Source organism: Nocardia sp. (genome assembly GCF_025465275.1).
GTDB lineage: Bacteria > Actinomycetota > Actinomycetes > Mycobacteriales > Mycobacteriaceae > Nocardia.
The window spans coordinates 1-20,178 of the sequence record NZ_JAODNK010000205.1 but is presented as its reverse complement, the minus strand read 5'-3'; the positions used below and the strand labels follow the sequence as shown (position 1 = coordinate 20,178).

21 protein-coding genes and 1 pseudogene are annotated in these 20,178 nt (G+C 63.9%); 16 read left to right on the top strand and 6 right to left on the bottom strand.

Going from position 1 to position 20,178, the window contains the following annotated elements:
• Positions 1–103 precede the first annotated feature (103 nt).
• The 3 genes from JWN03_RS41755 (at position 104) to JWN03_RS41745 (ending at position 2,776) form a co-directional block, all read left to right on the top strand.
• Positions 104–517, top strand: coding sequence for a hypothetical protein (locus JWN03_RS41755; protein WP_297627824.1), 414 nt, complete (start codon positions 104–106; stop codon positions 515–517).
• A 395-nt stretch (positions 518–912) separates the two neighbouring features.
• Positions 913–2,180, top strand: a protein-coding gene (locus JWN03_RS41750; RefSeq protein WP_297627821.1) for an IS3 family transposase whose coding sequence is annotated in 2 segments (ribosomal slippage) — positions 913–1,186 and positions 1,186–2,180 — 1,269 coding nt in all. Because the reading frame shifts where the segments join, the coding sequence is not laid out codon by codon here.
• Between the two features lie 110 nt (positions 2,181–2,290).
• Positions 2,291–2,776, top strand: coding sequence for a nuclear transport factor 2 family protein (locus tag JWN03_RS41745; protein ID WP_297627818.1), 486 nt, complete (start codon positions 2,291–2,293; stop codon positions 2,774–2,776).
• Between the two features lie 1,055 nt (positions 2,777–3,831).
• Here the strand turns inward: JWN03_RS41745 and JWN03_RS41740 are convergent.
• Positions 3,832–4,263, bottom strand: coding sequence for a PPOX class F420-dependent oxidoreductase (locus tag JWN03_RS41740; protein WP_297627815.1), 432 nt, complete (start codon positions 4,261–4,263; stop codon positions 3,832–3,834).
• Between the two features lie 511 nt (positions 4,264–4,774).
• Between JWN03_RS41740 and JWN03_RS41735 the strand changes: the two genes are divergently transcribed.
• A complete protein-coding gene (locus tag JWN03_RS41735; protein ID WP_297627812.1) occupies positions 4,775–5,644 on the top strand; it encodes an AfsR/SARP family transcriptional regulator in 870 nt (289 codons plus the stop codon).
• A 6-nt stretch (positions 5,645–5,650) separates the two neighbouring features.
• Here JWN03_RS41735 and JWN03_RS41730 read toward each other — a convergent pair whose 3' ends face one another.
• Together JWN03_RS41730 and accA are read right to left on the bottom strand one after the other, a co-directional pair.
• Complete coding sequence (locus tag JWN03_RS41730; RefSeq protein ID WP_297627809.1) at positions 5,651–7,000, bottom strand: acetyl-CoA carboxylase biotin carboxylase subunit; 1,350 nt, start codon at positions 6,998–7,000, stop codon at positions 5,651–5,653.
• Between the two features lie 16 nt (positions 7,001–7,016).
• Positions 7,017–8,714 carry an acetyl-CoA carboxylase carboxyl transferase subunit alpha gene (gene accA / locus JWN03_RS41725; protein ID WP_297627806.1) on the bottom strand — a complete coding sequence of 566 codons (1,698 nt, stop codon included), beginning with the start codon at positions 8,712–8,714 and terminating at the stop codon, positions 7,017–7,019.
• A gap of 211 nt (positions 8,715–8,925) precedes the next feature.
• Here accA and JWN03_RS41720 point away from each other — a divergent pair, with 211 nt between their 5' ends.
• From JWN03_RS41720 to JWN03_RS41690, 7 genes are read left to right on the top strand one after another with little or no spacing between them, the layout of a single operon-like run.
• Positions 8,926–10,194 (top strand): beta-ketoacyl-[acyl-carrier-protein] synthase family protein, encoded by a 1,269-nt coding sequence (locus JWN03_RS41720; RefSeq protein WP_297627804.1) that lies wholly within the window; start codon positions 8,926–8,928, stop codon positions 10,192–10,194.
• A complete protein-coding gene (locus JWN03_RS41715) occupies positions 10,191–11,405 on the top strand; it encodes a ketosynthase chain-length factor (protein ID WP_297627802.1) in 1,215 nt (404 codons plus the stop codon). The genes JWN03_RS41720 and JWN03_RS41715 overlap by 4 nt, the downstream gene beginning before the upstream one ends.
• Positions 11,406–11,433: 28 nt before the next feature.
• Positions 11,434–11,688, top strand: coding sequence for an acyl carrier protein (locus JWN03_RS41710; protein ID WP_297627800.1), 255 nt, complete (start codon positions 11,434–11,436; stop codon positions 11,686–11,688).
• Positions 11,689–11,699: 11 nt separating this feature from the next.
• On the top strand, positions 11,700–12,623 hold the full coding sequence (locus tag JWN03_RS41705) for an aromatase/cyclase (RefSeq protein ID WP_297627798.1): 924 nt from the start codon (positions 11,700–11,702) through the stop codon (positions 12,621–12,623).
• Positions 12,620–13,555 carry an MBL fold metallo-hydrolase gene (locus JWN03_RS41700; RefSeq protein WP_297627796.1) on the top strand — a complete coding sequence of 312 codons (936 nt, stop codon included), beginning with the start codon at positions 12,620–12,622 and terminating at the stop codon, positions 13,553–13,555. Before JWN03_RS41705 ends, JWN03_RS41700 begins: the two co-directional genes overlap by 4 nt.
• On the top strand, positions 13,543–14,805 hold the full coding sequence (locus JWN03_RS41695; RefSeq protein WP_297627794.1) for an FAD-dependent oxidoreductase: 1,263 nt from the start codon (positions 13,543–13,545) through the stop codon (positions 14,803–14,805). The genes JWN03_RS41700 and JWN03_RS41695 overlap by 13 nt, the downstream gene beginning before the upstream one ends.
• A 2-nt stretch (positions 14,806–14,807) precedes the next feature.
• The gene (locus JWN03_RS41690; protein ID WP_297627792.1) at positions 14,808–15,572 is read left to right on the top strand and encodes an alpha/beta fold hydrolase; all 765 of its coding nucleotides are present in this window, start codon (positions 14,808–14,810) and stop codon (positions 15,570–15,572) included.
• A 13-nt stretch (positions 15,573–15,585) separates the two neighbouring features.
• Here JWN03_RS41690 and JWN03_RS41685 read toward each other — a convergent pair whose 3' ends face one another.
• The gene (locus tag JWN03_RS41685; RefSeq protein WP_297627789.1) at positions 15,586–15,909 is read right to left on the bottom strand and encodes a winged helix-turn-helix transcriptional regulator; all 324 of its coding nucleotides are present in this window, start codon (positions 15,907–15,909) and stop codon (positions 15,586–15,588) included.
• Between the two features lie 147 nt (positions 15,910–16,056).
• On the opposite strand from JWN03_RS41685, the gene JWN03_RS41680 reads away from it, so the two are divergent.
• Positions 16,057–16,551 carry a luciferase domain-containing protein gene (locus JWN03_RS41680; protein WP_297627788.1) on the top strand — a complete coding sequence of 165 codons (495 nt, stop codon included), beginning with the start codon at positions 16,057–16,059 and terminating at the stop codon, positions 16,549–16,551.
• A 29-nt stretch (positions 16,552–16,580) separates the two neighbouring features.
• Entirely contained in the window at positions 16,581–16,970 is a 390-nt protein-coding gene (locus JWN03_RS41675) for a lipocalin-like domain-containing protein (RefSeq protein ID WP_297627786.1), read from the top strand.
• Positions 16,971–16,979: 9 nt separating this feature from the next.
• On the opposite strand, the gene JWN03_RS41670 is transcribed toward JWN03_RS41675, so the two are convergent.
• On the bottom strand, positions 16,980–17,480 hold the full coding sequence (locus JWN03_RS41670; RefSeq protein ID WP_297627783.1) for an acetyl-CoA carboxylase biotin carboxyl carrier protein: 501 nt from the start codon (positions 17,478–17,480) through the stop codon (positions 16,980–16,982).
• Between the two features lie 18 nt (positions 17,481–17,498).
• The gene (locus tag JWN03_RS41665) at positions 17,499–18,281 is read right to left on the bottom strand and encodes an SDR family NAD(P)-dependent oxidoreductase (RefSeq protein WP_297627754.1); all 783 of its coding nucleotides are present in this window, start codon (positions 18,279–18,281) and stop codon (positions 17,499–17,501) included.
• A 160-nt stretch (positions 18,282–18,441) separates the two neighbouring features.
• Here JWN03_RS41665 and JWN03_RS41660 point away from each other — a divergent pair, with 160 nt between their 5' ends.
• The 3 genes and pseudogenes from JWN03_RS41660 to JWN03_RS45905 all read left to right on the top strand — a co-directional run.
• A complete protein-coding gene (locus JWN03_RS41660) occupies positions 18,442–18,861 on the top strand; it encodes a nuclear transport factor 2 family protein (RefSeq protein WP_297627752.1) in 420 nt (139 codons plus the stop codon).
• A gap of 39 nt (positions 18,862–18,900) precedes the next feature.
• Positions 18,901–19,512, top strand: coding sequence for a malonic semialdehyde reductase (locus JWN03_RS41655; protein ID WP_297627750.1), 612 nt, complete (start codon positions 18,901–18,903; stop codon positions 19,510–19,512).
• Between the two features lie 237 nt (positions 19,513–19,749).
• A pseudogene (locus JWN03_RS45905) lies at positions 19,750–19,941 on the top strand (hypothetical protein); the annotation flags it as partial.
• Positions 19,942–20,178 lie beyond the last annotated feature (237 nt).

Genomic DNA, 20,178 nt, shown 5'->3' with positions numbered 1-20,178 from the left:
GCATTCGCGACTACGAACGCCTGCCTGACCATCACGAAGCCTGGGTGACCTGGTCGATGATCATGCTCATGTCCCGACGCCTCGCCCGCACCCAGCCACGGAAGTGAGCAGTTTGTTCACAGGCACTGAGAAGAACTACAAACCTATGGTTGCACACGCCAACACCATCGCAGGGAACGAGGTTCTCATACTCGGCGCGAAGGACCGGTTCCCCGGTCCGGCATTCTTCGGCTTGGCACCTTTCCTCATCAAAACCGACATCCGCAGCAACTACTTGGGTGACGGCAGCATCACACACAGACTCGTCGAGACGGCCGCCGGCATCTTCATGCAATCTCCTGAGTCCTACGCGAAGCGAATGGTGCCACTCCTATTCTGCCCGGAACTCGAAGGGAGGACCGAGCTGATGTTCGGTCACAAAGCCCAACCGATCCTGCCGACTCCCGGCCTCGATAGGGCCTACGTCAATCGCTACATGTCGGCCTCCGAAGCCCTCCTGCGACGCGTACTCAACTGATCGCCGTAGGGCAGTAGTGCTTCTGCAGCAACGGTTCCGGGTTGTCCGGTGCCAGTCAATCGTCCTACTTGCCAATTGATCGTCCTCAAGCTGTTCGTTCTGCCACTATGGTTTGCTCGCGGCCTAGCGGCTGGCCTGCACAGGGGTTGACCTGGCCGATGGCCAAGAGGCTTGCTCGGTTTGTCCTGGCTCCACGAAGCTGATGAAGTCTTGACGACCGGCTCGGTGTATGTGGCAACTGACTCGACATATCTGATGAGGGCCGTCGTGTTTCACCGACCGGACACAATCTCACCCGAACTGATACGGGATGGTCTCGTCGCGCGGACACGGGTCAGTACTGAATCACCCCGGGTTTGGTGCTCACCTTCTTTCTTGGGAAGGATGGGCAGATCATGCCTGCGAAGTACGACGAAGCGACCAAGGCCAAGGCTGTCCGGCTGGTCGCAGATCACCGTGACCAGTACGACATCGAGTGGGCCGCGATCACCGCGGTCTCGGCCCGGCTGGGAATGACCGCTGAGACCCTGCGCAAATGGATCCGCCAAGCCGCGGTCGACACCGGTGAAACCGGCGGTGTCTCGACCGACGCAGCGAAGGTGATCCGGGAGCAGAACCGCAAGATCGCCGAATTGGAACAGACCATCGAAATCCTCAAGGCGGCAACAAGTTTCTTCGCGCGGGAGAGCGACCCGCGACACCGATAATCTGCGCGTTCATCGCCGAGCATCGAGCTCGGTTCGGGGTCGCTCCGATTTGCCGTGCGCTGACCGCGCACGGATGCAAGATCGCCCCGAGAACCTTCCACGCCTGGGCGAAACGAGCGCCGTCGAAGAGGTCGCTGTGGGACACCGCGGTCACCGAGATCCTGGCCGGGGTCTTTGAGGCCGACGAACGCGGTCGTCGGGCACCGGAATCGTTGTACGGGGCCGAGAAGATGTGGGCGCACCTGCAACGCCAGCGCATCCCGGTCGCCAGATGCACCGTCGAGCGGCTCATGCGGGCCAACGATTGGAAAGGTGTGATGCGACGCAAGAAGATTCGCACCACCGAACCGGACCCGGCCGCCTCGCGGGCACCGGACCTGGTGGATCGGCAGTTCCGGGTGCCGGCACCGAACGTCCTGCTCGTCGCGGATTTCACTTACGTCAGATTGGTGACCGGCGCGTTCGTGTACACGGCGTTCGTGATCGACGCCTATGCCGGACGGATTTTGGGCTGGGAATGCTCGACCAGCAAAGCGACCGCGTTCGTGAACTCCGCGATCCGCCAGGCAGCGACGGTTCGTGCTCGTGAGGGATATCCGTTGGCAGGCAATACGATTCATCATTCGGACGCCGGGTCGCAATACACGTCGGTGCGGCTCGGGGAAACCCTGCTGCTCTCGGGCATGGTTCCGTCGATCGGATCGGTGGGCGACGCATACGATAATGCGTTGGCCGAGACCACAATTGGGCTCTACAAGACCGAAGCGATTCGTGACGATTCGCCGTTCCGGCGCGGTCCGCTGCACCGGTTGGCCGACGTCGAGCTCGTCACGGCGGACCGGGTGAGCTGGTTCAACGGCTCTCGTCTTATGCACCGGCTCGGCCGCAAACCACCGGTCGAGTATGAAGCCGACTATTATTCACTCCACGCCGAGCAACCGGCTGGAGACAGATAACTCGGTGTGCATCGAACCCGGGGCGATTCAGTACTGGCTGTGTTGTTTGGTGTGATAACTGTGCGAGGATCCCTTTCGGCCTGGTGTTCAAACTATCGCTAGGAGGGTCGATGGCAATGCCCGTAGAGCAGGGCGCGCAATTGTTCGCCGAGATACAGCGGTTGGCCGATCGGATCGCTATCAGCGAGCTGCTCGATCGGTATGCTGAACTTTTCGACGACAGGACCTTCACCGCTACGCTGCCGACGTTGTTCACCGAGGACGCCAACGTCGAACTTCCGCCGGGTGATCACCATGGCATCGAGGGTATGGACGCGTTCCATGCAGATGTCATGTCGCCTTTCGGAGCTACCCAGCACATCTTTACGAACTACCTCATCGACCTCGCCGACAATCGGGCCGACTTCCGCGCCAAGACCCTTGTCACTCACCATGTCCCGCCGTCCTCCCCCAAGAGCGGTGACGCCCACGACTTTTTCGTGGCCGGCGGCCTACTCACCGGCGCGGTCACGCGTACACCCGACGGGTGGCGGTTCCGGCAAGTCCTGCTGGATGTGATTTGGCGTCAAGGTGACTTCGGCCCCGGACCCGGCTGACAGGAATCGTCAACACCACGACGTTGGTGTGAGCCGGGGCTTCGTCGATGCGGCTGGTGTCGATAGCTACTCACGCGAAATCAAGCAACATCTGATGGCGGAATCTATCAAATTTGCGGTCTAGCAGCAGCTTCGACAGCCGCCGGTTCGCCACTCGAGTTTCCTTACCGCAGGTCAAGGCGCCCACATTAGGGACGATTCGCTGACACAGGACACGGGTGTCGCAACACCGTGCGTGCGCGGTCGCGGGCAGTCCCGCTCGGTGCAACGCCGGTAGCCGGTGATCGCCGGCATTGAGCGGGCGCTGCGACAGCGGCTGCGCGTGATCTCGCGGCGCCATCCGCGGTGAGGTTGGCGCAAGGTGTGTACGTTATGTCGCGGTGAGGGTTTGTGGCCAACCATAAACGGACGCAACAACTCTGGTGGGAGGAGGGATTGGAAAGACCGGTGCGGGTGCGCAAGAAACGTCGCATCGGCCAGGGACGTAACCGACGCCCCGAGGCGTCGGTTACCGATCAGTCGCGAAACCCGTCGACGTGGTGGGATCTGGAAGGCACTCAGTACGGCCAAGCCCAGCATCGACGCCTACAACCGGCCGCCGGACTTCGACAAGGTGCCGCCCCTGCCGGACTGACAGTGAGGATGGTTCTGCGGGCGAATGCGAACGCCTCAGCGTGTTTTCGGGCCGTCCTGCTGGTCTTCTTCGCTACGTCTTCAACGTGCTCGATGCTCATCGAGCACGCCTCTATTCCCCCAACACACACTCCTGCTCGCACAAGAGCAGATAGAGGCAACTAAGGGTACGCGGCCGGGGCAATGATCTACGGCGTCACGTGTGGGGGCAAACAGGATTGGTTGCCTGGTGTGCCGTGGTTTCGTATTCGCGGCACTGCCAGCCGGTCGTCTCGAACATCGATCAGATCCACCGGATCGGAAACTCGTGAGGCGGGATCGGGATCGATTAGATCAGGGCGGTGCATCCGGAAGAACTACATCGGGTCGGGGTGGTGCCGCCCCGTCCGAGGACCGGCGCCGATGAAATGTATGGCTGCCGATCAGTCTGGTGCGGTCGCGTTGAACATCGCGGCTACCTTCGTCGGTCGCACACGTACCACGAGCATGCCCGGTACCCCGTTGCGCTTGCCGAACTCCGCGGCGCGCTCGACGCCCATGTACCGGGCACCGAGCTCCGTCGCCGTGCGGAGCAGCTCGTCCTGATCCTCCGACACCGTTACCACGCCCTGCACCTCTACGAACGCATACGGCTGCGCCTCCAGGTCAACGCTGACCATCACGCGTGGGTCCCGCGCGAACGCTTTCGCCTTGCCGCTGGTCGCGTCGGTATTGAACACGAGTTCATTGCCCTCGACGACAAACCAAACCGGTGTCACCATGGGCCGCCCATCGCTCGCCGTGAACGCGACCTTCGCGGTCCGCGTGCCCTGCGACAAAAACTCCGTGATCTGGGGATCGGAGATGCTCGTCATACGGCGGAGCCTACAAGCCACTGAGCAGGCTTTCGGCAGCCGGCCAGACGTGTTGGATCACGGCACAGTAACTGCCTGTTTGACGGTCGACCGGCGTCGTGGCCAAACCTCGGTGTCATGAGCGAAGCCGAACGAGTGCACGGCACCACGTTCAGGACGGCTGTCGGATTCCGACTACGGTGGTCATCGATCGTCTTCTCGGCAGGACCGGGCGTCGTTAAGGTATAGAGGCTCGTCTTGCGAAAATGGCGGGCCTTCACGCTGCTTCAGCCGTACGGATCCGTAATGCCCAAGCTGAACTTCCCATTGCCGCCTCCCGCATCGTGCTGAACCCGGTATGGGTGATGCTTGCTGCACCTAACCCTCGCTGATGTTCGGAGGTAGTTAACTCTGATCTTACTCAGGTTTCATCGCGTGGATACATTATTTTAGATATTATATAATCCACCTACGGCGTGGTGGGATTAGAGAATGTAACGTTGGTAAGGGATTTACGCTAGGAGAGCTTCGAATGACGTATCCGGTGTGCGCTCGCGTGCTAGGTCCGCTGACACTTGCGCTAAACAATCACAACGCCACTCCAACTGCTCAAAAGCAACGCCAACTCCTGGCATTACTCCTGGTCAGGCACAATACTGTCGTCCCTGTGTCCGCTCTGATCCAAGAACTATGGAACGACGATCCGCCGCGAAGCGCTGTTACCGTCGTGCAAACGTACGTGCTCGGCATTCGAAAGAAGATGGCGGAACAGCTCAACCTCCGGCAGGCTGAAGTGGCCGATCGGTTTCTTCTCACCCGCAGCAAAGGATATTCTTTCGATGTGAAAAACTGCGGCTTCGATATGCGCGACTATCAAACGATGTCCGAAGCCGCTCGATGCGCCGCCAGAACCGGCGACGACCAGCGCGCTGTCGATCTCTTCACCGCCGCGGAAGCGCTGTGGAGCGGCCCCGCGCTGGTCGACGTGGAGGGCGGCGGCCCGCTCGCTGCGGAGATCTCGCACCTGGATCATCTGCGGCTCGCCAACATCGAGCTGCGGGTCGAGGCCCAGCTGCGGCTCGGCAGGCACCGCGAGGCCAGTCCCGACCTGGCACGGCTCGCCCTACAGCATCCGCTGAACGAGCGCTTGCAGGCGTATTATATGTACGCCCTGTGCCTTTCGGGCCAGCGCGCCCTCGCCTTGGAGTCCTTCCAGCAGTTCGGCAGATCCATGCAGCACGACCTCGGCCTCGATCCGTGTCAGAAGCTGAAGAGGCTGCATCAGGACATCCTCGCCGCCTCGGAAGTATCGGTCAGCGCCATGCTCAACAGCCGCCACGCCAGCTACCTGATCGGTTGGAACTCCCTCGAATTCCGCACGGCCTCGGCCGAACCCGCCTAATATCCGCTAACGCCCGTTCAGCAATTCGTCCACCAGCGCGGTCGAATGCGTGGCGGAGCGCATGGCGGGATGATCGAGTACCTCGGACAGGAAGTCCCGCGTAGTTTGCACGCGGGCACCAGATATCCGGAATTCCGCGAGGGCTCGCTGCATGCGGGCGAGTGCCTGGTCCCGGTCCGGCGCCCACACGATCAGCTTCGCCAAGAGCGAATCGTATTGTGGCGGTATAGAATACCCGGCGTGCAGGTGGGTGTCGACGCGGACGAAAGGGCCGCCCGGCGGTATGAATTCGGCCACAATTCCTGGAGCAGGTGCGAATTCCGCCGCCGGATCCTCGGCATTTATCCGGCATTCAATCGCCACGCCGCGCAAGGCAATACGATCCTGGGTGAAGCCGAGAGGCTGCCCGGCCGCGATCCGGATCTGTTCGGCGATCAGATCGATGCCAGTCACCATCTCGGTTACCGGATGTTCTACCTGAATCCGGCAGTTCACCTCCATGAAGTAGTAATTCCAGTCCCGATCGACCAGAAATTCTACGGTGCCCGCGCCGACATAGCCTGCCCCCAACACCCCGGCCACCGCAGATTTGCTCATCCGGTCGGCCAGCCCGTCCGGCAGGCGCGGTGCCGGGGATTCTTCGATGAGTTTCTGATGTCTGCGCTGCACCGAGCAGTCTCGCTCGCCCAGGTGTACGCCGCTGCCGAAGCCATCGCACAGCACCTGGATCTCGACGTGCCTGGCGCCCTCCAGATACTTCTCCAGATAGACCCGACTGTCGCGGAACAACATTCGTGCTGTCGCGCGAGTCTCTCGGAAGGCGCGCGGGAATGCTGCGCTGTCGCGTACCACCTGCATGCCACGGCCGCCACCGCCCGCGGCAGCCTTAATGATCACCGGATACCCGATCGAATCGGCCAGTGCTTGGGCCTCGTCGGGCTCGAGCGGATCGAGACTTCCGGGTAGCAGCGGCAGACCCGCCTTGGCCATCAGCATGCGCGCCGACTGCTTGTCGCCGAGTTGGGCCATCACATCGGCAGGTGGTCCGATCAACGTGACGCCCGCCGCGCAGCAGGCGTCCGCGAAATCCGGTGACTCCGAGAGAAATCCGTATCCCGGATGGATCGCGTCGGCGCTGGTCAGCTCGGCGGCCGCAAGTACTGCCGCGGCGTTCAGATAGCTGCGTTTGGCAGCTGCGGGGCCGATCTGCACTGCCTCGTCGGCGAGTTGCACCACGGCCGAATCCGCGTCGGCAACCGAGTGCACCGCGACTGTGCGCACGCCGAGTTCCCGGCAGGTGCGCGCGACTCGGAGCGCGATCTCGCCACGATTGGCGATCAGAATCTTCTCGAACATGATGTTCCGCACTCCCTTACGCCACCGACCGGACGGGCACCTGCGGCCGCGCACCGAATGCGCGGAAGCGGGCACGGCGCTCGCGCGCGAGGTCCGCACCGCTGAGCCCGGACAGCTCGCCCACACTTGCCGCCAGGGCTCGGTGCAGCTGGTTCGCGGCCGCCAGCGGCGCACTGCCGACATCGTCGCCGGGTTCGGGCAACACCGCGTCGACGACACCGAGCCGGAGCAGATCCCGCGCGGTGAGCGACAGTGCGGCAGCGGCTTTCGGTGCGGCCGCGGGATCGTTCCACACGATGGCCGCGCACCCTTCCGGGCTGATCACCGAGTACGTCCCGTTCGCGAACATCAGTACCCGGTTCGCAACGCCGAGCGCGAGCGCGCCGCCGCTGCCGCCCTCGCCGATTACGACGCTGATCACCGGCACCCGTAGCGCGGACATCAGCCGGATGTTCTCGGCGATGACCACCGCCTGGCCTTGTTCTTCAGCGCTAGCGCCGGGGTAGGCGCCCGGGGTGTCGATCAGAGTGATCACAGGTAACCCGAGCTTTTCGGCAAAACGCATGAGCCGCGCCGACTTCCGGTAGCCGGCCGGTGTCGGCATGCCGAAGTTGCGCGCCATCAACTCCTTCGGTTCATGACCCTTCTGGTGCCCGATCACCACGACCGGCTGGGCACCGAGCCACGCAGTGCCACCGACAATGGCAGCGCAGTCGCCCGAGATCCGATCCCCGCGAAGCTCCTGGAAGCCGTCGAACGCAAGGGCGAAGTAGTCGAGGGCGGTCGGCCTGCTCAGGGAGCGGGCGCGCCGAACCTGTATCCAGGGATCGCTGTCCGCGACCTGGCCTGGGTCGGTGATGGTGCCCGGGTCGAGCTCGGTGTCCATCGCATCGCCGTTCGGGTCGACCGTCCGGGCCACTCGCAGCAGCGAGCTCAACGCCTGCCGTAGACCCGCACGAGGCACGATCATGTCGATTAACCCGCACTCCAGCAAGAATTCGGCGGTCTGGAATCTCGGGGGGAGCTCCTGCCGGATCGTCTGCTCGATCACCCGTCGGCCCGCGAAGCCGAGCCGTGCGCCCGGCTCGGCGATCAGGACATCCGAGAGCGTTGCGAAGGAGGCCGCCACACCGCCGTAGGTGGGGTCGGTGATCAGCGTGATGGTGAGGATCCCGGCGCGGTCCAACTGCTCCAGCGCCGCAGTGGTTTTCGCCATCTGCATCAGCGACAGCGGGCCCTCCTGCATTCGCGCGCCGCCGGAGGCGGTGACAATGAGCAGTGGGATCCGTTCGGCGAGCGCGGTTTCCGCCGCCGAGGTGATCATCTCGCCGACTGCGGTGCCGAGGCTGCCGCCGAGGAAGCGAAAGTCCATAGCCGCGATTATCACCGGGTTGTCGTCGATCTTGGCGAGCGCACACAGTGCGGCATCATGCATTCCGGTGCGCGCCCGGGCGACAGCGAGCCGGTCCCGGTAGGGCTTGGTGTCGGCGAAGATCAGCGGGTCGTCGTCGGTCGGGATGATCGCGAGCGGTTCGAAATGGCCTTCGTCGGCGAGTTGAGTGAGGCGTTGCTCGGCGGTCACCGGAGCGTGCCTGCCGCATTCACCACAGACATCGAGGTCTCGCGCAAACCGCTTGCCGTACAGCGGAATCAGACATGCCGGGCAGAGCACCCAGTCCGCGGCACTGTCCAGGCTGTGTGCTGACTTCGTCACGCGTTTCTCCTGTGCTCGGGGAACAAGGCTTGGCGAACAAGTGATAGTCCAGACGGTGCCGTCCAGATGATCTCTTCGAGAGCCTGCGCGCTCCCGCTAGAGAACAACTCCACTCGCACACTAGAGCGAGGTTCGAGGAACACCTTCGATGCTTGATCGCACCATCGAAGGGAGATAACGCCATGAACACCAACACATCCGGTGGTGCGCGATGAGTCGCCGCGTTGTCGTCACCGGCCTCGGAGTCCGTGCGCCCGGCGGATCCGGCCAGGACGAGTTCTGGAAGCTGCTGTCCGAGGGTCGCACGGCCACGCGTCGGATTTCGTTCTTCGACCCCACACCGTACCGGTCACAGGTCGCGGGCGAAGCAGATTTCGACCCCGTCCGAGAAGGCTTGTCACCCAGGGAAATTCGACGCATGGACCGAGCGGTGCAGTTCGCCGTGGTGTGCGCACGAGAGGCGGTGTCCGACAGTGGCATCGACATCGAGTCCGTCGATCCGCACCGGCTCGGGGTGAGCCTGGGCAGCGCGGTCGCCGCGGCCACCAGCCTGGAGCAGGAATATCTGGTGCTGTCCGACTCCGGGAAGAACTGGTTGGTAGACGAGGCGTACCTGTCGCCACACATGTTCGACTACATGGTGCCCAGTGTGATGCCGGCCGAGGTGGCTTGGAGCGTGGGAGCCGAGGGGCCGGTCGCCATGGTCTCCAACGGCTGCACTTCGGGGCTGGACTCGGTCGGCCATGCGGTGCAGCTGATCCGGGAGGGCTCGGCTGATGTCATGGTGGCCGGTGCTGCGGACACCCCGATCACACCGATCGTGGTGGCCTGCTTCGACGCGATCAAGGCGACCACGTCATACAATGACGACGCCGAGCATGCCTCCCGCCCATTCGATAACTCGCGCAACGGCTTCGTGCTCGCCGAGGGTGCCGCGATGTTCGTGCTGGAGGAGTACGAGAGCGCGCGTATGCGTGGCGCGTACATCTACGCGGAGATCACCGGCTACGCCACGCGATGCAACGCATACCACATGACCGGCCTCAAGGCCGATGGCCGGGAGATGGCCGAGGCGATTCGGGTCGCGCTGGACGAGTCACGGATCGACCCGACCAGAGTGGGTTACATCAACGCCCACGGCTCGGGCACCAGGCAGAACGATCGGCACGAAACTGCGGCAGTGAAGCGCAGCCTCGGTGAGCACGCATATGCGACCCCGATGAGCTCGATCAAATCCATGGTCGGCCACTCGCTCGGCGCGATCGGCTCGGTCGAGATCGCGGCCTCACTATTGGCTCTCAAATACCAGGTGGTGCCGCCGACGGCGAACCTGCACGAGCCCGATCCGGAATGCGATCTCGACTACGTGCCGCTGGTTGCGCGCAACCACCGGATGGACACGGTACTCACCGTGGGCAGCGGGTTCGGCGGCTTCCAGAGCGCAATGGTGCTTCGCAAGCAGAAGGAGATGGCGGCATGATCCTGGTGACCGGAATGGGGGTGCTCGCACCGAATGGCCTTGGTGTCGAATGCTTCTGGGAATCTGTACTGGCGGGCCGGAGCGGCATCGCGCCGCTCACGCGGTTCGAAGCGAGCCGGTCCGCCGCGCGATTGGCCGGACAGATCGCCGATTTCGACGCGGCCGAGCATCTGCCGAGTCGACTGCTGCCGCAGACCGATGTGTCTACGCGGATGGCACTGGTGGCCGCGCAGTGGGCGCTGGACGACGCGAAGGTCAACACGTCGGAGCTGACCGACTACGACATGGGTGTGGTCACCGGAAATGCTTCCGGTGGTTTCGAATTCACGCATCGAGAGTTCAACAAGCTGTGGTCGCGCGGTTCCGGGCATGTGAGCGTGTACGAGTCGTTCGCGTGGTTCTACGCGGTGAACACCGGGCAGATCTCGATCCGGCACGGCATGCGCGGACCGAGCAGCGCGCTCGTCGCGGAGCAGGCGGGCGGGCTGGATGCGGTCGGGCACGCGCGGCGCACAGTGCGCCGCGGCACCCCGCTGGTGGTCACCGGTGGCGTGGATTCGGCGCTGGATCCATGGGGTTGGGCCTCGCATCTGGCCAGCGGCGGAGTGAGCATCGCAACCGAACCGGCCCGCGCCTATCTGCCGTTCGATGCCGACGCCGCCGGCTATGTGCCTGGCGAGGGCGGCGCGATGTTGGTGGTCGAGGATGCCGCGGCTGCAAGATCTCGCGGAGTACCGAGGGTGCACGGTGAAATCGCCGGTTACGCCTCGACATTCGACCCGCCGCCGGACTCCGGAAAGCCGTCGGGCTTGCGCCGGGCGGCCGAACTCGCACTCGCTGATGCGGGGATCGCACCAGGCGATGTCGATGTCGTCTTCGCCGACGCGACCGGTATTCCTGACCGTGATCGGGACGAGGCCGCGACCATTGAGGCCATCTTCGGTGCCGGCGGTGTTCCGGTCACCGCATCGAAACCGCTGACCGGACGGTTGTTTTCGGGCGCAGGTCCCCTCGACATCGTGACCGCACTGTTGGCTATTCGCGACTCGGTGATCCCACCGACCGCCTGCACCACCACTCTTGCCGAGGACTGCCGGATTGATCTGGTCCTCGGTACTCCACGGCCCGCCACCGTCGGCTGTGCCCTAGTGCTCGCCCGCGGCCGTTGGGGTTTCAACTCGGCTGTCGTCGTGCGCGCAGTATCCGACTGACCCGAACGTCTACTCAGGGAGCCTGATCATGATCATGACCATCACCGAGCTACGCCGGATTCTCGTGGAGTCCGCAGGCGGCGAGGACATCCCCGAACTCAACGGCGACATCGCGGCCCTCGACTTCGAGCAGCTCGGCTACGACTCGCTAGCGCTCATCGAGACGGCCTCGCAGATTCAGCGCGATTTCGGCGTGACCATTCCGGAGGAACAGCTCATCGACGTCAAGACGCCGCAGGAGCTGATCGATATCGTCAATAGTGAACTGCAGCGTGCGGTATGAACATCCAGGTAATGAGCCACTCCAAGGTGGTGCAGGCGGCACCGGAAGCGGTCTATGCGCTGGTGGCCGATGTTACCAAGTGGCCGGTGATCTTCGAGCCGAGCGTGCTGGTACGCCATCTGCACCGAGGGCCGAACGAGGAGCGATTCCGGTTGTGGGCGACCGTCAATGGCGAGGTCAATAACTGGACTTCACGGCGGGTGCTCGATGCGGCGCAACGTCGCATCACATTCGAGCAGGAGCGCAATCAGGCACCGATCGCGTCAATGGGGGGCAGTTGGTCGTTCCACGAAATCGTGCCCGGCACAACGAAGGTCAGGCTGGACCACCACTTCACCGTGGTGGACGGCACCGACTCGGATCTCGTGGCAGATGCGGTGGACCGCAACAGCGAGACCGAGCTGGCCGCGCTGGCACGCATCGCGGAGCTGGGGCATCGGATCGACGACGTGATCCATACCTTCGAAGACTCTGTCAGGCTGGATATTTCGGCGGCTGAGCTGTACGACTTCGTGTACCACAGCGAACGCTGGCCAGAGCATGTCCCGCACGTCAGCCGCATCGAGCTCACTGAGGACGATGACGCCGTTCAGCTGATGGAGATGGATACGGTGACCGCCGGCGGTATTCCGCACACCACGAAGTCGGTGCGTATTTGTTCTCACCGGGAGCGGATCGACTACAAGCAGCTGCTGCCACCCGCCATGCTGTTCGGGCACAGCGGTGCATGGGAATTCGCGGATGCACCCGACGGCGCGGTAGTTACGGCACGGCACACCGTCGCGATCAATCCTGCCGTCGCCCGCGAGATCCTCGGTGCCGAAACCGATCTCGCCGATGCTCGCGAATACCTCACCGAGGCACTGTCGACGAACAGCCGTAATACGCTGCTCTGTGCAGTGCGGTATTTCCAGACGAGGAAGTCACCGGCATGACCGCGACTGAACTACCCGAACTCGCCGGAGCATCGGTCGTTCGCGAAATCGCCGACCGGGTCTATGCATACACGCACAGCCGAGGCGGCTGGTGTGTCAGCAATGCGGGTGTGCTGGCGGGCCCGGACGGTGCGGTCGTGATCGATACCCTGGCGACCGAGGGGCGCACTCGCGGCCTGGTCGAGTTCGTCGATGGACTCGATATCGGCCCCGCTAGAACGATCGTCAACACCCATCACCACGGCGACCACAACTTCGGCAATCATCACTTCGGTCCCACCGCGATCGTCATCGGGCACGATCGGATTCGGCCCGAGATGATCGAAACCGGTCTCGCGCTAACGAAACTTTGGCCGCAGGTGGAGTGGGGTGACGTCCGGGTCACCTTGCCCAGCATCACCTTCAGCGACAAGCTGACCCTGCATATCGGCGAGCGTCGCGTCGAGCTCATCCATTTGGGAGGCGTCGCGCACACCACCAACGATGTGGTGGCATGGCTCCCTGGCGAGAAGGTGCTGTTCGCCGGGGATCTGGTGATGTCGGGTGCGGCGCCGTTCTGCCTGATGGGGTCGGTCAGCGGCTCGATCACCGCGGTGCAGCGGCTGGCGGCACTCGGCGCGGAAACGGTGGTGTCCGGGCATGGTCCAGCGACCGGGCCGGAGATTTTCGACCAGACACTGCGGTATCTACGGTGGGTGCAGCATGTGGCGGCGGAAGGTCGGGCACTCGGCCTCACCCCGCTCACCATCGCGCTGCAGACTGATCCGGGCGAGTTCGCGGAGTTGGTCGACCAGGAACGTCTTGTCGGAAATCTGCACCGCGCCAACGCCGACTGGGCGGGAGGTCCGCCGGGCGAGCCACTGGATGTGCTGTCGATCTTCGACGAGATGATCGTCTATAACGACGGACAGGTGCCGACATGCCTGGCGTGACAACCGAATCGGCCGACGTGTGCGTGGTCGGTGGTGGACCCTCCGGCCTGATGGCGGGTCTGCTGCTGGCCAGGTCGGGCGTTGACGTGCTGGTACTGGAAAAGCATCCGGATTTCCTGCGAGACTTCCGCGGCGACACCGTGCATCCCTCCACACTGCGGGCGATGGACGAACTCGGGCTCGCCACGGAATTCCTCGAACTGCCGCACGTCGAACTGTCGCAGCTGCCTATGGCCACCGTGACCGGGCCGGTGATCTTCGCCGACTTTCGCCAGCTCCCAGGACGTTTCCCCTTCGTGGCATTCATGCCGCAGTGGGACGTGCTGAACTTCCTCGCCGAGGTGGGCCGACGGTATCCAGGGTTCCGGCTGGTGCAGCAGGCCGAGGTGACCGAGCTTATCCATGACGACGATGCGGTGATCGGGGCGCGAGTGCGCACTCCGGACGGACCGGTCGAGGTCCGGTGCAGGATCGTGATCGCCGCCGATGGGCGCAATTCGATCGTGCGCGCCGACGGCATACTGGAGGTTGCGGCGAGCGCGGCGCCGATGGATGTGCTGTGGTTCCGGATCGGCAAGCCTGACGGCGAACGCCTGCCCGCCGTGCGAAGCGGCAATGGCTTCTTCATCGTCTGCCTCGACCGCGGCGACTACCTCCAGGTCGCGTACATGATCCCCAAAGGCGGGTTCACGGCGATCAAGGACGCGGGGCTCGCCGAGTTCCGCGCCGGACTCGCCGCGATCTATCCGAGCCTCGCGCCGCACCTCGAGGCGGAGATCCGCGAGTGGGGTGACGTGAAACCGCTTGATGTGCGGGTGGATCGGCTGCGGCGCTGGTATCGGCCCGGCTTGTTGGCAATCGGCGACGCGGCCCATGCAATGTCTCCCGCCGGTGGAGTCGGTATCAATCTTGCTGTGCAGGATGCGATCGCGGCTGCCCGCCTGCTCGCGCCGATCCTCACCGCGGATGCGACACCTACCGTCCCACAGCTGCGCGCCGTCCAGCGCAGACGCGAATTCGCCATGCGTGTCGTGCAATTTGCGCAACTGCGGTTGCTGTCGGATCTCTACCCGACTGTCGGGCGGCCGGGCACCGACAGGCCGCTCCTCGTCCGATTGCTGCGCCGCTTCCCCCGCCTGTCGCGGCTGATCGCCCGGGTGATCGGCCTCGGTATCCGGCCCGAACACGTGCCGCCGGCGGCAGCCGTACCCGGGACCGTCACTGCCCTAACGAGATTCAGGGAGAACTGATCGTGTCGACATATCTGCTCGTCCATGGCGCGTTCCACGGTGGCTGGGCTTGGCAGCGAACCGCCTCGGTACTGGAGGATGCGGGGCACCGTGTCCTTGCCCCGTCGCTGGTCGGTCTCGGCGACCGCGCAGACCTGCTTACCCCCGATGTCGGCCTGGACACTCACGTCGAAGACCTGGTCGGCATGATCACCTTCAAGGACTTGACCGAGGTGATCATGGTCGGCCACAGCTACGCGGGCATTGTCATCACCGCGGTTGCCGACGCCGTTCCGGATCGCGTCGCCGAACTCGTCTACATCGATACGTTCGTACCCCAGGACGGCGAGGCGGTCGCTGACATCATGCCCGGCATGGTGGACGCCTTCGCCGCTGCGGCGGTCGCGCACGGTGACGGCTGGCGCGTACCACCGCAGACCGAACCCATGGGCGACGGCGGGTTGTACGGCGTCACTGAGGAACCCGATCTCGGCTGGCTGGCCTCGATGCAGACCGCCCAGTCGCTGAAGACATTTCAGCAGCCGATGAAGCTGACGAATCCCGAAGCGCTGGCGGCTATTCCGGTGACCCATGTGCACTGCGCTGAGGGCGGCGAGGACTTCAAGGCCATGCGTGCCGCGATGCCACGCACGCTCCCGCCCGCCGATTTGCCGGCTGGACGCGTACACCTACTGCCCACCGGCCACGACTGCATGATCACGATGCCACGCGAATTAGCCGGATATCTCTTGGACCTCGCCCCGGTGCGTCAGGCGAATCTGTACTAGCGCGGGCCGTTGTTCAGGCTCGGTGCGAGGTGTCGTAGGACTCCCGGGCCGCGAGCACCTCGCTGAAATGCTCGCCAGACCAGTCCACGATGCTGGTGAAGACCGGGGTCAGGGTCTTGGCGGTCTGGGTGGCCTCGTATTCCACTCGGGGCGGGACCTCGGCGTGGTACGTCCGTGTCACCAGGCCGTCGCGTTCAAGTTGGCGTAGACGCTGAGTGAGGACCTTCGGAGTGAGGCCCGGAATACGCTGCTGGAGTTCAGTGAAGCGGAGACGGCCGTCGTGGATCAGGACCCAGAGCACCTGGGTGGACCAGCGACCGAAGACAAGGTCGATCACCGGCGTAATCGGACATGGATCGACAGTGGCAGTCACAGAATCTCCCGGGTGGTCACTTTCCTCTTGGTAACCACTATACTTTAGAAAGTACTGTGGTTCCAGGGGCGTGCGCGGACAACGCACGCGAAAACTGAAGGGAGCACAGTCATGACAACGACAACTGTGGACGGGCAAGTCGACCTGCCGGACCGCCCCGGCGAACGTCCGCACACCCGCACGCGCAATCCGCATCAGCAGCTCAGTCAGCTGGCGTCGCCCGACCTGCAGGAGACTCTGTGGTCGCGGATGATGACGCTGAACGGGGTGCTGCTCGGCCGCAGTGGCGTTTCGCTGCCCGATACCCGGGCGCTACATCTACGGCCGACGATGGCCAAGGGGCCTGGTGACGCATTTCTGGTCGGCACCGAATTCGCGCACCTGCACGGGCGCGGCGACGGCAGCCTGCACATGTGTCTGCCGAAGGATGCTGTGACAGAGTCGATCGCGCGGGGCTGGGCAGAGCCGCACCCGATGGCACGCCAGCAGTTCCTGCCGGCGTCGGTGGTGATGGTCTACGGGCCACGGGATCTCGACGAGCTCGAAGTCATCTGGCGGCTGGTGCGGATCAGTCATCGGTTCGCCCGCGGTTCGGCTACAGCGTGATTAGAGCGGCAGCCGCCATCGTGGGATCCATGAACGCGAGCGATCTCGTCGGAACATGGGAGCTGATGTCCTACTACGACATCGACGAACACGAAGCGACCAGCAAAGGGCCGCTTGGTGTTTCACCGCGCGGCCTGCTGATCTACGGTGCGCACGGATATATGTCGGTGAGCATGATGCGCACCGACTCTGCCACGGAACCACCGCCTTTCATGGGCTACGCGGGAACCTGGCGCCGCCGCGGCGCTGAGGTGGTGCATGCGATCACCGTCTGCTCCAACCCTGCATGGGCGAATACCGAACAGGTACGCCAGATCTCGCTGGCCGGCGACGTCCTCACTCTGATCGGCGCCGCACGGGTCGGCGGACGAAGGCAACGCCGGGTGCTGACCTGGCGCCGCTCTCGTCCGCTTGCATGAATTCACCTGTCATTCGGGAGAATACGAGAACAGGGGTTCATCGAATTGGACCGGCTCGTTGTCTTCCTTGAGGATCGCGGTGATCATGCCACTTGCCTGGGCGTGCACCGGGATCATCAGCTTCGTTGCCTCCACAATGGCGATCTGCTGTCCTGTGTTGACGCGGTCACCCACTTCGACGAAGGGTTCCGTGCCCGGCTCCGGGCGACGGTAGAACACGCCGACGCTGGGCGCGCGGACAACCGCGCCGAGATCCGTGTTCTCGCGGGTAGCAACAGGTTCAGCCACCGGCGGCGGCGCCGCGGCAAGCATCGGCGCGGCCCCCACCTGCCATTCCGCTTCTATTGTCACGTCCCCCACATGGAAACGCAGCGCAGCCGGCTGCTGTTGGAAACCCGCGAGCAGTTGCAATGCACCCGTCTGGATGGCTTCCAGAATCCGGAGGTAGTCGTCATGTCCAGGTCCGCCGCTTCGGGGCACGTCCGTCGCGTTTTCGTATACTTCGGTCATTGCTACGACCCTCCACCCTCAGTAATTACCCAGTCCGCCACAGACATTCATTGCCTGTGCGGTGACGGCACCCGCTCCGGGGCCGATCAGGTAGTCGACCATTGCCGCCACTTCGAACGGCTGCACGTAGCGCCCGATCGGTACCCGAGCGCTCACCCGGGCGTGTACCTCGTCGGTGTCTACACCCCACAGGCCGGAGTACACCTCCCTAACCCGTTCGGCCATTGGGGTTTCCACGAAGCCTGGGCACACCGCATTCACCGTAATTCCGGACTTGGCCAGTTCCAGTCCGAGCGCCTTGGTGAAGCCGACCACGCCGTGTTTGGACGCCGAGTACGGCGCACCGTGCACGACACCCTGCTTGCCGCCGGTGGACGCAATGTTCACGATCCGGCCGCTGCCCCGCTCGAGCATGCCGCCCGCGTTCAGTACAGCCTTGGTCATCAGGAAGACGCTGTTGAGGTTGGTATTGATCACGTCGAACCACAGTTCGTCGGTCACCTGCGCGGTGACGCCGCCGCCGCTGCGGCCCGCATTGTTGACCAAGATGTCGATCGGGCCGTACCGCCGCACGCCCGCATCGACGTACTCCCGAACTTGCGCGGCTTCACCGACGTCGCAGACGGTGCCGTCCACCTCGTGGCCGTCGTCCTGCAGGCCCTTCACCGTATCGGTCAATTTCTGCTGGTCGCGGGCGCAAATGAAGACCGCAATTCCCTGGGCTGCAAGGTGTTTGGTGATCTCCAGGCCCATACCACTGGTCGCTCCGGTGACCAGTGCTACTCGCTGACTTTCCGCCATGACTCCTCCATCGGATTTTCCTTGCTCGCGGGGCTTTTCGAGCTCCAGAGTCGTCGCGCGTCCTATAGATCCGGTCAACCGCCGCGTGGCTCGAGCCAACCTAGAGCGACATCGGAGAACGTGACATGCAGCCACGCCCCGCCGTACCACAGGAGTCACAATGACCGTCGTCACCAGCCGCACCGAGTTGTACGCCGACGTCCAGCAGTTCTACGCCGAGCAGATGCAGCGGCTGGACAACCGCGACATCCACGGATATGCCAAAACCTTCACTGAGACGGCAGAATTCGAGCACACGCCGGGTAGGCCGCCGGCACGAACCAGAGCGGGCATCATCTTCGATCTCGTCGAGTTCCACAAGCGTTTCGAGGCCGATCCGATCCAACGCAGGCACTGGTTCAACATGATCAACCTGCAGCCGCAGGACGACGGGACCATCGTGTCCACGGCCTACTGCCTTGTCGTCAAGATCCGGCCGAACAGCAAGCCGGAGATCGCGCCCAGCTGCGTCGTCCACGACGTGCTCGTCCGCTTGGGCGGGCAGCTGCTGACACAGTCCCGCCGAGTGACCCACGACTGACCGATTCCACTGCCCCCCAACAGCTTTCAAGGAGACCCCGTGACCACTGCGCAACCAGAAACCCAGCTCACGCTTGCTGTCGAAGCCCAAGACCTGCTGTTCAAGGAGGCGCGCACCGCGAATACGTTTACCGACTCGCCGGTCACCGACGAGCAGATTCGCAACATTTACGAGCTTGTCAAGTATGGCCCAACCTCAATGAATCAGCAGCCGCTGCGGATGGTTCTGGTTCGCAGCCGACAAGCACGGGCACGGCTGGTGACCCACATGATCGACGGCAACAAACTGAAGACCGCCACGGCGCCGCTAGCGGCGATCTTGGCCGCTGACTTGAACTTCCACGAGACCCTACCGACGGTCTTCCCCCATGCTCCCGACGCGAAGGATTACTTCGCCGATCCGGACTACCGCACGGAGTCCGCACGCTTCAACGCCCTGATCCAAGTCGGCTACTTCATCCTGGGCATCCGCGCGGCGGGCCTCGCCGCGGGCCCGATGAACGGCTTCGACGCCGTCGGCATGGACAAGGACTTCTTCCCGGACGGCACCCACACTGCCCTGGTGGTAGTAAATATCGGTATACCCGGTGCGGACGCCTGGTTTCCCCGCTCCCCGCGCCTGACTTACGAAGAGGTTGTCACCACCGTCTAGCAACATCGCTATATGCGGCCGATGACGGCGGCACAGCCGAGCCGCGTCAGGGTCTGCCACTCGTCGGCCGTCACGCTGAGTCTCCAGCGTGACCGCCGGGGTGGCGGCACGTGCCGGAGTCGAGGCGACGGGATACGACACCAAATGGGTGCAGGGCGATTTTGCAGGCGGCCTCTCCGGGATCGCCCTGCAGCGCGTTTCAGCGGCGCTTAGCCTAGCTAAGGCGCGGGCACCCTCACCGGCACAGGCCTCCGACTGCGCGCCCAGGTCGAGCAACAAACCGAAGAGCTGTCCTGGTCCGGAGGCGTGTCGCTGCTGGGCGAGGAGGGCGTCGAGGAGATATGCGCGGCTCTCGCTCCGGTGGTGAGGTCGGTCCGCAACTCCGGCATGGCGCCCCTCCTCGCCATGCTCGCCGCCGACGAGGTCTGAGCCCCGGTCGTGGCGCGGAACTCGCGTGGTGGAGAGTGGACAGTGACCTACTGCGTCGGTCACCTCGTCGGCATCAGCGTGTCAACCCCTCACCCGTCATGCGCCGTGATGGCTGCCAGGGCGGTCGCCGCGACTTCGTTTGGCGGGGGCCCGATTTCGATGGCGATAATGTCTTCGCCGGGAGCGGGATCCTCGAGCGTGCCGAGTTGGGAGTCGAGCAGACCGGGCGGCATGAAG